Source organism: Silvibacterium acidisoli (assembly GCA_022870745.1).
Lineage (GTDB): Bacteria > Acidobacteriota > Terriglobia > Terriglobales > Acidobacteriaceae > Silvibacterium.
Map to the genome: position 1 here is coordinate 781,135 of CP085323.1, position 14,025 is coordinate 795,159.

The 14,025-nt window shown below is 59.1% G+C and carries 12 protein-coding genes; 3 read left to right on the forward strand and 9 right to left on the reverse strand.

What is annotated here, in order from left to right:
• Positions 1-95: 95 nt before the first annotated feature.
• From LJD29_RS03275 to LJD29_RS03285, 3 genes are read right to left on the reverse strand one after another with little or no spacing between them, the layout of a single operon-like run.
• The gene (locus tag LJD29_RS03275; RefSeq protein WP_446744328.1) at positions 96-359 is read right to left on the reverse strand and encodes a hypothetical protein; all 264 of its coding nucleotides are present in this window, start codon (positions 357-359) and stop codon (positions 96-98) included.
• On the reverse strand, positions 352-714 hold the full coding sequence (locus LJD29_RS03280; protein WP_446744329.1) for a hypothetical protein: 363 nt from the start codon (positions 712-714) through the stop codon (positions 352-354). The genes LJD29_RS03275 and LJD29_RS03280 overlap by 8 nt, the downstream gene beginning before the upstream one ends.
• Positions 711-1,226, reverse strand: coding sequence for an REP-associated tyrosine transposase (locus tag LJD29_RS03285; protein ID WP_446744330.1), 516 nt, complete (start codon positions 1,224-1,226; stop codon positions 711-713). The genes LJD29_RS03280 and LJD29_RS03285 overlap by 4 nt, the downstream gene beginning before the upstream one ends.
• Before the next feature lie 268 nt (positions 1,227-1,494).
• On the opposite strand from LJD29_RS03285, the gene LJD29_RS03290 reads away from it, so the two are divergent.
• Positions 1,495-2,319, forward strand: a complete 825-nt coding sequence (locus tag LJD29_RS03290; RefSeq protein ID WP_446744331.1) for a tetratricopeptide repeat protein — start codon at positions 1,495-1,497, stop codon at positions 2,317-2,319.
• 137 nt (positions 2,320-2,456) lie between these two features.
• On the opposite strand, the gene LJD29_RS03295 is transcribed toward LJD29_RS03290, so the two are convergent.
• From LJD29_RS03295 to LJD29_RS03310, 4 genes are all read right to left on the reverse strand, one after another.
• On the reverse strand, positions 2,457-3,716 hold the full coding sequence (locus LJD29_RS03295; RefSeq protein WP_446744332.1) for a DUF2252 family protein: 1,260 nt from the start codon (positions 3,714-3,716) through the stop codon (positions 2,457-2,459).
• A 110-nt stretch (positions 3,717-3,826) separates the two neighbouring features.
• Positions 3,827-5,263 (reverse strand): phosphoglucomutase/phosphomannomutase family protein, encoded by a 1,437-nt coding sequence (locus LJD29_RS03300; protein ID WP_446744333.1) that lies wholly within the window; start codon positions 5,261-5,263, stop codon positions 3,827-3,829.
• Positions 5,264-5,304: 41 nt separating this feature from the next.
• Positions 5,305-6,414 carry a mannose-1-phosphate guanylyltransferase gene (locus tag LJD29_RS03305; protein WP_446744334.1) on the reverse strand — a complete coding sequence of 370 codons (1,110 nt, stop codon included), beginning with the start codon at positions 6,412-6,414 and terminating at the stop codon, positions 5,305-5,307.
• A 63-nt stretch (positions 6,415-6,477) separates the two neighbouring features.
• Positions 6,478-7,425: a type I phosphomannose isomerase catalytic subunit gene (locus tag LJD29_RS03310; protein WP_446744335.1), complete on the reverse strand. Its 948-nt coding sequence runs from the start codon at positions 7,423-7,425 to the stop codon at positions 6,478-6,480.
• Between the two features lie 372 nt (positions 7,426-7,797).
• Here LJD29_RS03310 and LJD29_RS03315 point away from each other — a divergent pair, with 372 nt between their 5' ends.
• Both LJD29_RS03315 and aqpZ read left to right on the forward strand, forming a co-directional pair.
• A complete protein-coding gene (locus tag LJD29_RS03315) occupies positions 7,798-8,772 on the forward strand; it encodes an SDR family oxidoreductase (protein ID WP_446744336.1) in 975 nt (324 codons plus the stop codon).
• A 98-nt stretch (positions 8,773-8,870) separates the two neighbouring features.
• Positions 8,871-9,632: an aquaporin Z gene (aqpZ, locus tag LJD29_RS03320; RefSeq protein WP_446744337.1), complete on the forward strand. Its 762-nt coding sequence runs from the start codon at positions 8,871-8,873 to the stop codon at positions 9,630-9,632.
• A gap of 59 nt (positions 9,633-9,691) precedes the next feature.
• On the opposite strand, the gene LJD29_RS03325 is transcribed toward aqpZ, so the two are convergent.
• Together LJD29_RS03325 and LJD29_RS03330 are read right to left on the reverse strand one after the other, a co-directional pair.
• Positions 9,692-11,764 (reverse strand): beta-N-acetylhexosaminidase, encoded by a 2,073-nt coding sequence (locus tag LJD29_RS03325; protein ID WP_446744338.1) that lies wholly within the window; start codon positions 11,762-11,764, stop codon positions 9,692-9,694.
• 36 nt (positions 11,765-11,800) lie between these two features.
• Entirely contained in the window at positions 11,801-13,909 is a 2,109-nt protein-coding gene (locus tag LJD29_RS03330; RefSeq protein WP_446744339.1) for a S9 family peptidase, read from the reverse strand.
• Positions 13,910-14,025: the final 116 nt, after the last annotated feature.

Genomic DNA, 14,025 nt, shown 5'->3' on the forward strand with positions numbered 1-14,025 from the left:
TCACAATACCGCTCGCGGCAGTTGCGATTTAAGGTGAATAAGATTGTGAACTTATCCCAGCCCGAACATGTGAAACTTGCACTTAATTGAGATAGTTAACCATCTAACTTATAACTAGACGAATGCCCCCGTTGAGCTCTATGATCAGCATCTAGAATCGCCTGAAGTTCTTCTACACATTGCTGTTCAGTGGTGCGTGAACCATATATACGGTGCGGGCCCAAAGCAAATCTCTCGCCACAAACATCGCAAACGACAATTCCCCATGTATTATGCTCTGGAGCATGAACGCCCTCTTGATCGAGCTTGATCGCTACAGGCGAAATCGCATTCACTTCTTCCTTGTAAGGTTCAGTCATAATTAGACCTTCTTAAAAATAAAGGTGATGTGTTCGCTTGGATCCGTTGTTTTGTGACGGCTACCATCTGGCTGCGCAACGTTGAGACCCACTGTGCCGGACGGAAAGCATCCGCATAGTTCCCATCCTTTTTCACCTGCACTTTCGAAAAATTCGTGAAACCCGCCATAGCATCCGTCCATCGGGGCCTTAACCTCAGAATCAACTGTTCCTGTCCATCTGTCATATGTTGCGATTCCATATTGCACTTTGGCCATTGCAGCTCTCCTACGTGGAAGTAAAGCATGGAAATTGCTGTGGATAAGCTAAACATGAGGTTGCCCGGGTGCCCCATCCATGACAGCTTCATCGTCATGGGTGGGTTTCCACCGTTGCACGAGACCTCGTTCGGAGAGTCCATTCTGACTCAATCTCGACACGTCCTGCCTCTCCCGTAAAGTAATGGCGATAACTCGACCACGGCCAGTCTTGTGGCTTTGCGACGAGCCCGCGCTTGACCGGGTTGCGATGGATATACTTCAGCTTCTCAGTGAACTTCTGGTGGCTGTAGACGTTGAAGTCGTAATACCGCCTCTGCCAGAAGCTTCCTCCGTCCAGCCCGCTAAGCTTCGAGACCTCTGTCTTCAAAGCACCAATGGTCAAAGCTAGAGAAAGCTTTTCGGGCTCCGAAAGAAGCAGGTGGACATGCTCAGGCATGAGCACATAACCGAAGATACAGAAACGATGCCGCTGCCTCAGGCGTTCAAGGATTTCTTCAAACTGGGTGCGGAGCCTGTCGTTGTCCAGAAGCGGTTGGCGGTGGAAGCAACTGAAGGTGATGAAGTGAAGCTGTCCGCTCTCCTGATAGCGCTTCAGGTTCGGAGGCATTGACGACGTTCCGTGGCAGACCCACCCATGACGATAAAACTGTCATGGATGGGGCACCCTGCACCCTGTCATCTCGATTCGCGCTTTACGCCAGTACCACGGTAATGAACCAAGAATTTTTCATCTCAGCGAGTCCATTGCAACTCCCGCAGGCTACGAATAACCGCGTTCCCAAAATAAGGATTGAAGGCTTTTCATCCTTTTTGTAGAGTACGGAAGCTATCCTCATCACGCATGGCTGCTCAATTCTTTCTCAGAGGGTATTTCGATGCGGCGACTCGGATTTGTTCTGCTGTTGATCGGGAGTTCTCTTGGCGTGGCCCAGCAACCTGCGGCCTCAACGTTGACGGCCGAACAACAGGCACTCTTTGACGCGGCGAGGAACGATTTCAGCGAGCATCATCCTGAGCTTGCGCTGGAGAAGATGAAGCGACTCCACGCGATGATCCCTGAGAACCCTACAATCACACACGGCGCCGCGGAAACCGCCGTCGTCGTGGGCGATCGCGACTATGCCATCTCGCTGCTGAAAGAACGTACAACATCCGATCCGGATGACACATTTGCGCTGGAGTGGCTGGCACGTGCCTACGCCGAAAGCGGCAACGGGGCCGAGCGGGATAAGACCATTGCTGCCGTGCTCAAGTTACACGAGACGAGCAGCGACGAGCAGTTCCGGCGTGCAGACAGGTTTCTCGTTGAGCGCGTGAAGCTGGCGAATGGATATTTAGACATTTACTACGCGCTCGTGCCCTTCAGCCCGTACCACGTATACATGCTTGGACGACAGGTCGACGCCGGCAACGCACTTCTTCAGCAGATCACGCTCGAAAGCAACGACGGCGATCAGCCAGGATTTGCGAAACAACATCCCGACATGGCAGCGAAGGGAATGCGCCGCTTTTCAATGGACACCTACAGCGCCGACCGGACTAACCCGGACGGCACAATCACCCAAACTCAGGGACTCGTCGGGTTCATAGACGGGCAGCCGAGCTATGACGACACCAAGGCTCGAATGCTGAAAGTGGCGAACGGGGCCACTCCGCCACTCGCATCAAGGAGCGGACTGCCCGTTCCGAAGTCGAACTAAAACGCAGTGAAGTACCTGCCGGGTGCCCATCCGTACTGACTCACCCGTAAAGTAGTGGCGGTAGCTAGACCACGGCCAGACTTCCGGCCACGTGCCGTCTTGAATGGGCCCTCCGTGGATGATTGAGCGTGGGTGGTTTACTCCATGGCATAGCGGCGGCAATGTTCGAGGTAGGCAACCTCGTGCTCGCCCATCAACTCGACGACACTTCGCCACAGCCAGCTTGGAGCATCCAGCGACTTCGACCGGTTTTTCTTCAGCTCGGCCATCCATTGCTTTCGTGTTGCCGCATTCATTTGCCGTGCGTGCGCCTTGCCGACGACAGCCGCCAGGAAGCGGGCCGCGCCCACGGCCTGGGCACGTGTGAGTGTATCGATCTCGAGCTTCAGATCCTGCGGCATCAGCTCGCGCATCACCACTGGCCGGCGCAGCAAGGTCGCCGCGAGCATCCGCTCCCCGAGGAATGGCGAGAGCGCACGGGCGCCTGTTACTACGCGGTCGGCGAAGTTCTTCGGCTGCTCGATTCCCAGCTTTGCCAGGGCCTTTTTATCCGTCGCCGGAGCGGCCGCATCCACGGCTTCCTTGATGTCGATCAGACGATACTCCCGGTCATCGCCCTTGCCCACACCCAGCAACACGGCATATCGCAGCTTGCCGAGGGACGAACAGCCCTTCATCCAGTACGCGGCATCGATGACCTTCACCTTGCGCGGCTCCCGGTCGCCCGCGAGCTTGCGAATCATTGCCAGCGTGTTCTCTTCCTCCACGAGTGCATCGACCGAGGCGCGTTCTTCATCGGTCAGCGCCCAGAATCGCTTGCCCAGCGGAATGACCGGCTCAACGCCCTCGATGCGTTCTTCTGCAAGATGCCGCCAGCGCCGCTTGAGGGACGTTCGCAACGCCACCTGGATGGGTTCGAGGTCATCGCCCTTCGCATCGTCTGCGGCAGTGGCGTGCGGACGGTGCATCGCCGCGAGATAGCCTTCCACCATGTGTTCGAGCATGTAGGCCGTGGTTGCACCGGGCAGATCGTTGCCGCGTGCCGCCGATGCCAGGGACAGGCCGAGCCGCACGATGTCGTGCGCCGGATTTCCGATCACCGTCTGATCGACGTCGCGAATCTCAACCTCGACTTTGCCTTCATGGCTTGCCACCGGCCCCAGGTTCCCGAGATGGCAGTCGCCACAGATCCAGACCGGCGGCCCATCAGGCACAAGGTGGCTATGATCGCGCAGCAGCCATTCATAGAACTTCACCGTGCTTCCGCGAACATACCGGTGCGCGCTCTGCGCCATCTTGGTGCGCTGCGTATGCTGTAGTACCGCGCTGCGCTCCGTGTGCGGTACGCCATTTGCCTGCTTCTTCCGGGCAGGTCCTGGTTTCTTCTGTTGAGACATAAGAGTTTATGAGACGAGCAGAATCCGAATGCAGTTGCCATGATCGCATCGAGCGAGCAAAGCGAAGGCCCGGCAGGATTTTCTCCTGCCGGGCCTTTGAGTAGGGTTCTTTAATTCAACGAGTTCATCGCAAACTCACGCGCCGCTTCGAGCAGCTTCTCGACCGACTCCTTCGAGGTCGACTCCGAGTAGATGCGCAGCAGTGGCTCTGTGCCTGAGGCGCGCAGCAGCAGCCAGGTCTTTGCCGCGTTCGGCTTCGACTTCGCTTCCGGGTTGTCGAGATAAAACTTGATGCCGTCGAGCGTTTCGACCTTCTGGACTGCCATGCCTCCGATCTCTTTCACGCCGGCCTTTGCCTTCGCAATGGTCGCGTTCTTGAGATCGTCGTTGATGTGCAGGTCGATGCGTCCGTACTGGTGTTCGCCGTACTTGGCCTGCAGACCGGCGACGAGCTGGCCTAGCGTCTTGCCTTCTTCGGCCATGATGTTTGCGAGCAGCAGGGCGTTGAGCAGGCCGTCGCGCTCGGGCAGGTGCTTCGAGATGCCGATGCCGCCCGACTCCTCGCCGCCGATCAGGATGTCTTCGGTCAGCATCAGGTCCACCACGTACTTGAAGCCGATACCGTGCTCGTGAATTTTGCGTCCGTAGGCAGCGCAGATGCGGTCGAGCATGCAGGTAGTGTTGAAGGCGCGCGTTACATCGCCCGGCCAGCCCTTGCGGGAGAGCAGCCACTCGAGAATCACCGAGTAGATCTTGTGCGGATCGATGAAGTTGCCGTGCTCGTCGACTGCGCCGATGCGGTCGGCATCGCCATCGGTGACCAGGCCCGCCGCGCACTTCTCGCGGACGACCGTGTCCTGCATCGCCTTGATGTGCGGCTCGATCGGCTCAGGATTGATATGCGGAAAGAGCGGGTTGTGCTCGGCGCGGATCTCGACGTAATCGACGCCAATCTTGTCGAAGATGGCCGCGAGGATGCCGCTGCCTGCGCCGTACATGCAGTCCACGCCAAACTTCAGTCCCGACTTCGCGATCTTGTCGAGGTCGGCAAACTTTTCGATGGCGGCGACGTAATCCGGCACAAAGTCGGTCTCGACGATCTCCGCGGGCTTGGCCGCAACCGGCAGGGGCTCACCGAGAAACGTCTCGATCTGCCCGATGATCGCCGGGCTGCCCGATCCGCCGTAAGAGGCCTTGTACTTCACGCCGTTCCACTGGAAAGGGTTGTGGCTGGACGTGATCATCACTCCGCCTGCCGCCTTCTGCTCGCGCACCGCGAAGGAGAGCGCGGGCGTGGGCGTGACTCGGTTGGCCAGCTTGACTGGGATTCCTGCGCCAGCCAGGACCTCGGCCACCAGGCGCGCAAAGCGCGGCGAGCCGAAGCGCGTATCGTAGCCGATGCAGACACCCTGCTCCGGCTTCTCGTGTTTCAGAATGTAATGGCCGATGGCGGAAGCAGCCGCGCGAACATTCTCATAGGTAAAGTCGTCGGCGATGATTCCCCGCCAGCCGTCGGTGCCAAATTTAACCGGACTACGCTCTGCCATTTTTTTCCCAGACTCAAAAACAGAATTCTGTTTGATTTTTTTTAAACCAGGTCCTTGCGGCCGGACTCGATCAGTTCCTTGACCACCTTGCCCACTTCCTGCGAGTGGTTGCGCGTGGTGATGAGCAGCGCGTCGTCGGTTTCCACGACCACCAGGTCGCTTACACCGACCATGGCCACCAGCTTCTTCGGGCTGAAGACGTAGTTTCCGCGGGCGTCGAGCGCGACGCGCCCGGTGCACTCGGTCACGTTGCCGTGCTCGTCGGTGTTCGCCCTCAGGTCGTGCTGATGCTCGTAGAGCGCCGCCCATGAACCAAGGTCGTTCCAGCCGAACGATGCCGGAATGCAAAAGAGGTTAGAGCGCTGCTCGCCCTTGGCCGAACGAGGCTCAAGAATTGCATAGTCGACGCTGATGTTTTCGCACTTGGGATAGAGCTCGGCGAAAACCTTGCTGAACTCCGGAGTGCCATGCGCCGCGGCAATCTGCTCGAGCAGCGGAGCCATCTCCGGCAGGTGCTCGCGCACGGCGTTGGCAAGCGTCTTCGCGCTCCAGATAAAGATGCCGCTGTTCCAGTGGTAATTGCCGGCGGCGACAAACTCTTCGGCGCGCTCCTGGTTCGGCTTTTCAGTAAAGCGGCGGACGCGCAGTACGCCTTCGCCGGTGGCCTCGCCGGTTTCGATGTATCCGTAGCCGGTTTCGGCACGCGTGGGCTTGATGCCCAGCACGACCATGTTTTCTCCAGCGCCAGCCAGTTCGATTGCCTTTTCGATAGTGGCGATAAAGGCCGGTTCGTCAGAGATTACGTGGTCGGCGGGAAACATGCCGAGCACCGCATCTGGTGCCAGCCGTTCGAGCAGGAAAGCGCCGAGCCCGGCAGCAGGAGCGGTATTGCGGGCCGCAGGCTCACAGACCACCTGCTCCTCGGGTACTTCTTCAAGCTGTCCGCAGATGGTTCCAGAGAGCAGGTCGTTGGTGATAACCCAGAAGTCTTCGGGTTGGGCAAGCGGCGCCAGGCGGTCCATTGTCCGCTGGATCATCGTCCGCTCGCCATCGAGCGCCAGCACCTGCTTGGCGCGCGCCTTGCGGCTGCGCGGCCAGAAGCGGGTTCCGCTGCCGCCCGCGAGAATAATAGGGCGAAAGTCTGCCTTCAAGGAGTTCTCCTAAATAGCACAAGTGACAGCAAAAAATTGACAAGCTGATTGCAGACCAGAGTATCAGCCAACACGCGGCACGATGCGAATTACATCGGCAGCGTTCTGGACCTCAACCTTCACATGCTTCGAAGAGGCGGGAATGATCGCCAGTTCACAGCGGCCTACGTGGACCTGTTCTCCGCCCTCTGAGTGAATCATCAGGTCGCCCGACGACACAAAGAGAATCTGCACGCCCTCGTTCCGGGAAACCACCGCGGTGCCATCGCCCGCAGCCAGAGGCCAGCGCTCGATCTCGAAATACTTCTCATCAAGCAGAACCGAGTGATCGCCTTCCTGCTTCGGAGCGACCTTGCCGGCCTTTGTCTTCAACCGCATGGCCTCGAATGACTTCTCCAGGTGCAGCTCGCGCGGACGGCCGTAGTCGTACATACGGTAGGTGCGGTCGCTGGTCTGCTGGGTTTCGAGGATCACCACGCCGGGGCCCATCGCGTGTACGGTTCCCGCGTCCACGAAAAGCATGTCACCTTTCTTGACCGGAACCATTTCCAGCAGGCCTTCGAGCGTTCCGGCCGGGATCGATTCCTTGATCTGATCGACGGTTGCGCCTTCCTTGATGCCGAGCGCTACCGCCGCGCCTTCCTGCGCGTCGAGCGCATACCAGCATTCGGTCTTGCCGCGGGGCTCGCCGTACTTCTGCGCCAGTTCGTCGTCAGGATGCACCTGCACGCTCAGCTTTTCCTTGGGAAAGAGCAGCTTGATCAGCAACGGAAACTCGCCGTCGCCATAGACGTTCCCGAGCAGTTCCTTGCCGTGCTCAGCCGTAACCTGCTGCAGCGACTGGCCCACGAACGGACCGGAAGCCACCTTGCATTGCTCTTCGCCCGTCAGCCAGACTTCGCCGATCGGCTCTCCGTCGGTCTTGAAGTCATACCAGGGTGCGAGGTCATGGAATCCCCAGATACGGGTACGGAAGAACGGAGTCATGCGAAAAGGAGATAAGTGGCTCATGTTCTAACAGTATGCCTGATTGAGTTAAAAGGCCGAAGAACTAGGTTCTTGTTCACCACGGAGAACAGAGAGGGATTCGTGGTTGGAAACAAATCGACAACGTTCACCGCGAAGGCGCAAAGGACGCAAAGAAAAGCCGCAAAGGTATTGCGTTCCATGTCGTCTTTTGCGTCTTTGCGGTGAAAAACCCTCTATACGAGGCCACAAATCCCTCTGTGTTCTCTGTGTCCTTTGTGGTGAAAAACGATTCTTGATGAGTGCGGAAAAGAGAAAGCAGGTCCCTCACTGCGTTCGGGATGACAAATCTATCGGATAGGCCGGGTGCGCCAGATTAGCCCCGGCTCTCCCGAACGAATTACGATGAAAGACGATATGGCTCGTTACCTCGTTACCGGCTGTGCCGGCTTCATCGGATCCTGGATTATTGAAACCCTCCTCGAAAAACTGGCCGGCACCGGCGACACCGTTCGCGGTCTCGACAACTTCGAAACCGGCAAGCGTGAAAACTTCGCCCACCTGGAAGGCCTTTTCGAGTTCGTCGAATGCGACCTGCGCGACGCCGCAGCCACCGCCGCTGCCTGCGAAGGCGTGGACTACATCTTCCACACCGCCGCCCTGCCCTCGGTTCCGCGTTCGGTGAAAGACCCGCGCACCAGCCACGAGGCCAACATCGACGGCACCTTCAACCTGCTCGAGGGCGCTCGCGCCGCTGGCGTAAAACGCGTCGTCTATTCGGCTTCGTCCTCGGCTTACGGCAACCAGCCGGGTTTCCCGCGCGTGGAGACGATGGTTCCCATGCCGATTGCTCCCTACCCGGTGCAGAAACTGATGGGCGAGTTCTACATGAAGAGCTACTGGCAGGTTTATGGCCTCGAAACCGTCTGCCTGCGCTACTTCAACATTTTTGGACCGCGCCAGGTTCCCGACTCGCAGTACAGCGGCGTGATGGCGCGCTTTACCCTGCAGATGATGCGCGGCGAACGCCCCACCATCTTCGGCGACGGCGAGCAGGGACGCGACTTTACCTATGTCGCCAATGCTGTGATGGCAAACCTCTTAGCCATGAAGGCCGCGCCCGAGAATGTCGCTGGCAAGGTCTTCAACGTGGCCTGCGGCGAGCGCCACACCCTGAACAAGACCTTCCACGTGCTGGCCGATCTGCTCGAATTCAAGGAGCAGCCGGTCTACGGACCGATCCGCGCCGGTGACATCCGCGATTCGCTGGCCGACATTTCCGCTGCCCGCGATGCCTTCGGCTATGAGCCGGATGTCAGCTTCGAAGAAGGACTTCGCCGCACCGTGGCCTGGTACAAGGAGCAGTACGCCGCCGAGACGACCACGAGGTAATCCCTCAGCCGGTCAACAAATTCTTACTTGTTCTCGGCCCCTGGAAACCGCGCTATAGTCGCTCCTGCCGTAAATACGGCGAACAAGGCAGGAGCGCTATGAAGAAATATGCAGCAGAATGCATTGGGACCTTCGTACTCGTCTTCGGTGGAGTAGGCAGCGCCGTTCTGGCAGGCAGCCACATCGGGTTTCTCGGCGTCTCGTTCGCCTTTGGAATCTCCCTGCTGGCCATGGCCTACGCAGTAGGCCCCATCTCCGGTTGCCACATCAATCCCGCGGTCACGCTGGGCCTGCTCGTGGCAAAGAAAATCGACACCAAGAACGCAGCTCTATATATGGTGGCGCAGGTCATCGGCGCAATCATCGCCTCGGCTCTCATCCTGTTCATTGCGCAGGGGACGGCCGATGGATACATCGCCGCCACCAGTGGACTCGGAGCGAATGGCTTCGGTCTCCACTCACCGGGCGGCTATTCCATGGCCGCAGCCTTCACCGCAGAGGTGATTCTCACAGCCTTCCTCGTTCTCACCGTGCTCGGCTCCACTGACATCAAGGCACCGGTAGGCTTTGCTGGAATCCCCATTGGACTGGTGCTGGTACTGATTCACCTCGTCGGCATTCCCATCACCAATACCTCCGTGAATCCCGCGCGCAGCATCGGACCGGCTCTTTTTGTAGGCGGATGGGCGCTGCAACAGCTCTGGCTGTTCATCCTCGCACCGTTTATCGGCGCTGTGATCGCAGCCCTTCTCTATGAAGTGATTCGCCCGGCTGCTCCGCTCATTCCTGTTGCCCAGGCCGAGCGTGCGCTGGCCAGCGAACAGCTCGAACGCAGCCAGACGATCACAACCACCGTCTAGCTCCAAGAGAAACGGCCCGTCCCATAACCGTGGGACGGGCCGTTCTTGTTTGCATCGCGTTACTTCTGGCCGCCGGCTGCTTCCACCAGCTCCTTGATCGGATCGAGTACGGTGAAGCGCACCAGCCCGGCAGGCTTCTTCGCATCATCCAGCATGGCCAGCCGTGACTGTACCCAGTCGGCAGGAGCGGTCTTGCCCTTCTTGAGGTAGTCGAGCGCCTGCAGACCGGTTGTTCCCAGTTCACCCATCTGCTGAGCGCGCGGCTGTACTTCGGCTAGCAGCGGAGAATTGGCGATCAGCTGCTCAGCTTCCGGCGTGGCGGAGATCCATTGTTCGAACAACACCTCCAGATCCTCACCCGCTTCCGTGCCGCCCTGCTTCGACAGATACTGCTTCACCAGCAAAGGCAGCTCATGCTGCGATGGCGGATCAGGCCGGATCGCATCGATGAAGTGGTCGAGCGGCGTCACCTGGTCGGTGTGCTGCAGCTGGTAGCGGATATGAAATTGCACCGGCTGCATGATGCTCGCGAGCACCTGCAGCGGAGCCGTATGCGGCGTGCCTGCAAGCTGGCGCAGCGCAACATCCTGGTGGCTGATGTGCGTCAGGCCAAGCTGTTCGAGACGAAGCGACTCCACCCACAGGCGGCGATACATGTCATCCACGTCACGCACATTCTGCGGAGACCACAGGCGTTCGGCGATGGCAGCGGTGCGCGGCCAGGTGCGCGAATCGATGGTGAGCGGACCGACATGCTCGCCCCAGATCGTGGCTTCGCCGCCGAGGATGTTCGCCGACTGCTCGGGCGTGAGGGTGGTATCTGCCGGCACCGGATCGACGAGATAGTGCTTGCCTGCCGAGTCGATCTGGTCGAGATAATATCCAGCGGAAAGGATGCCGCGATAGCCATCCTTGGCCGTCGCCGCCAGCGAATCGAAGCCGCGCCACGAGTGGATGACGGCATCCTTCTGCAGGCCGGGCGCGTAGATCTCATCCCAGCCGATCATGATCTTGTTGTGCTTCTTGAGGATGGGGCCGAGCTTCTGGTTGAAGTAGGTCTGCAGCGCTGCGGTTCCCTGAAGGTTATGCGCCTTCATGAACTCCTGGATCTTGGGATTCGAGGCCCATTCCTTGCCGTTGTTCTCATCGCCGCCGATGTGCATGTACGGATCGGGGAAGAGCGCGGCCATCTCTCCAATGAACTTGTCGAGGAACTTGTAGGTGCTTTCCTTCGTCGGGTCCATCACCGGATCGTTGACGCCGAAGTTGCGCATAACGTGGAATGGGCCATCGGCCGACGCCAGCTCCGGGTAGCCGGGGAACCAGGCATTGGTGTGTCCGGGGATATCGAACTCCGGCACTACACGGATGCCGCGGGCGCGTGCATACTCGATGACTTCGCGAGCCTGGTCCTGCGTGTAGTAGAGACCGTCCGAGCCCATGCTCGTCAGCTTGGGAAATACCTTGCTCTCGATGCGGACACCCTGGTCATCGGTCAGGTGCCAGTGGAAGACGTTCAGCTTGACCTCGGCCATAGCGTCGAGATTGCGCTCGATTACGCTGACCGGCTCAAAGTGGCGGCTCACGTCGATCATCAGGCCGCGCCAGCGGAAGCGGGGCGAGTCGTTGATGGTGACAGCAGGCAGAAAATAGCCGCTCTTGCCCGGTTGAACCAGTTGGAGCAGCGTTTCAAGGCCATGCATGGCGCCCACGTCGGTCGTGGCCTTCAGATGAACGGCGTTCGAACTTACTTCGAGGGAGTAGTCTTCGTTCTCGTCGAGGCTCTGGATCGCTTCGCCGGGGCCATCGACGGTAATGGTCAGCGTGCCGGTACCGGTCGCGGCCGGCATGGTCGCAATCTCAAGGCCGGTCTTGTTCTTGAGGCGCATGAGAGCGCGGCTGATGGCGGCATCGAGGCGCTCGTCGTGCGACTTGTCGGTGACGGTGGTAAAGCCGGTCGAAAGGTCCAGTTCACCGCTGCCTGCCGAGAGGTGAGCGGGCTGCGGCATCAGCGTGTTCACAAAGCCCGGCGACTCCTGCGCTTGCAATCCCATCGCCCCCAGTGTGAAAGCTGCCATGGCGAGTGCCGCCGATTTCGCGGCACGTTTTTTACTTGTCTTCAGCCTGCTCAATTCTCTCTCCTTCGTTTACTTGCCAGGAAACAAAGCCTACTTGTTTCCGTATGTGTCGAGCCATTTCAGCTCTTCACGAACCTTGATGTACCCATGCCAGGGATTCTTGCTGAGTGGATGGTTCTCTCCCGGGAACAGCAGCAGAGTATGCGGAACATTCAACCGCTGCAATGCCCGGTCGAGCACCACTTGTTCGAAATAGCTCACACGGTTGTCCGCATTGCCTGCGACGATGTGCGTGGGCGTCGTCACCTTGTTCATCTGGAAGAGCGCCGCTTCGCTCTGGTAAATCTCCGGCTTCTCCCACGGCGTGCCGGAGAGAAACCAGGCATCGTCGTAGGTCAGGTCGTCGAATCCCCAGTTGGCCGCGTGCTCAACCGCTCCGGCGCCGGTCGTCGCAGCTTTGAAGCGCGTGGTCTGGGTGATGAGCCAATTGGTCATGTAGCCGCCGTAGCTGTATCCGCCGACAGTCAGGTGATCCGGATCGGCTATACCGTCCTTCACCAGCGCATCGACACCGGTGAGGATGTCCTTGCCGGGAACGGAGACGATATGCGGAACAATCTCCAGCATGAACTTGTCGCCGTAACCGGTCGATCCACGATAGTTAGGGCGGAAGACGAGCCAGCCCTGTGAAGCGGCGTACGTCGCCCAGTCATACCAGTCGGCTCCGAAGCGATCGCCGTCCGCATCTTCCGGACCTCCGTGGATGAGCGTGAACATGTGCAGGTTCTTCGCGCCCTTCCTGCCCGGCGGATAGATCAGGACGCCCTCGACTTCTGTCCCGTCGAAAGACTTCCACTTGTAGGGCTGCCACTCTACCTGCGCACGCTCAGCAAAGATGGGATTGAAGTTCGTTACCGGCTTCGTTGCATCGATACCTGAAGCGCTCTCGCTGACATAAACCTGCGTCGGCACGCCGATCGCGGAGTGCATATAGATCAAGGCATCGCCGTGATGCGCCGCTTCAATGTGAGCGTAACTCCCGGCAACACTGCCGATGGCCTTGAAATGAGCGCCTTCGACGCGGTAAAGCTTCTCCCCTGTGCCGAGCAGTCCGGTAGCCAGCAGTTTGCCGTCGCTGGTGACGGTGATGTCGTCCCATGAGCCGGTGAAATCGGCACCGTAGCGGGTGGTCTTGCCCGATTGCGGGTCGATCGAGTAAATCCGTCCCTGCAGATCCTGGTAATCGCCTTCGATGGCTCCGGCACCCGCACGCACACTGAAGTAGATCATTGCGTTGTCCGGCGACCAGGTCAGACTGCCTTCGAGACCCTGGTTGTGGGTCAACTGATGCGCTTCACCGCCGTGCGCGGAAAGCAGGAAGATTTCGGTGTCTGCGGGATTTTCCAGGCGATGCCAGATGGGTCCGCTCATTAGCGCAATCTGCTGGCCATCGGGCGAGGGCGCAACTTCGCTGATCGCAAGCGAGAGGTGTGTCAGCACCTGCGATCCGGCGGGCAGCGCAGGCTTGTCGTCGGCAGGCTTCGCTTCGGCGTGTGCTGCCGGATTGGTTGTAGCCTCTGCGTAAGCCATCGAAACCGGGCGTTCCAGCAGCACATCGCCGCGCTCCTGTTCGCGCCAGCGAATCGTGTCTTTCCACTGCTCCTTGCGCGCGTCCTCTTCGTTCTTCGAAAGCGGCTGAGTCACGGCAAAGTCGATACTGTTCGAGTCCTTCGACCAGGCGAAGGCGTGCGTGTCGAGCTTCTCGCGATACAACGGAAAGGCTTCACCACCTCCAACCGGAATGATCCAGATGCGGCTCGGCGCATCATCGTCATCCTTGTCTCCGCTCTTCTCGTCGCTGCTTTCTGCTCCTGCGATGGCGCGGTCGGAGAGAAATGCCACGTAGCGCCCGTCAGGCGAGATTTCGGGCGAAGAGTCGTGACCGGACTGCGTCAGCGGCAGCAGCTTGCCAGTCGCCTTCGACCAGAACCACAGGTTCCCCGCAAAGCGGTCCTGCTGCCAGTCGGGCTGGCTGGTCGCTATCACTGCCATGCTGCCGTCGGCCGAGATTTTTGCGTCTCGCACCTCGGTCGTATTGAGGAATTCGTCGAGCGTGATGGCGGGTTTTGTCTGGGCGTGAAGCGCAGCAGCAGAGAGAAGGAAAGGAAAGAGAAGCAATGTCGAGCGAATATGTTTCATATCGGGATGGAACCACTATAACCTCCACTCACGCGGTTGCATCAGAGCTTTCTTCTTCGCAATGGGTGCCCCATCCATGACAGGTTTACCGTCATGGATGGGATCGGAAGTTCGGG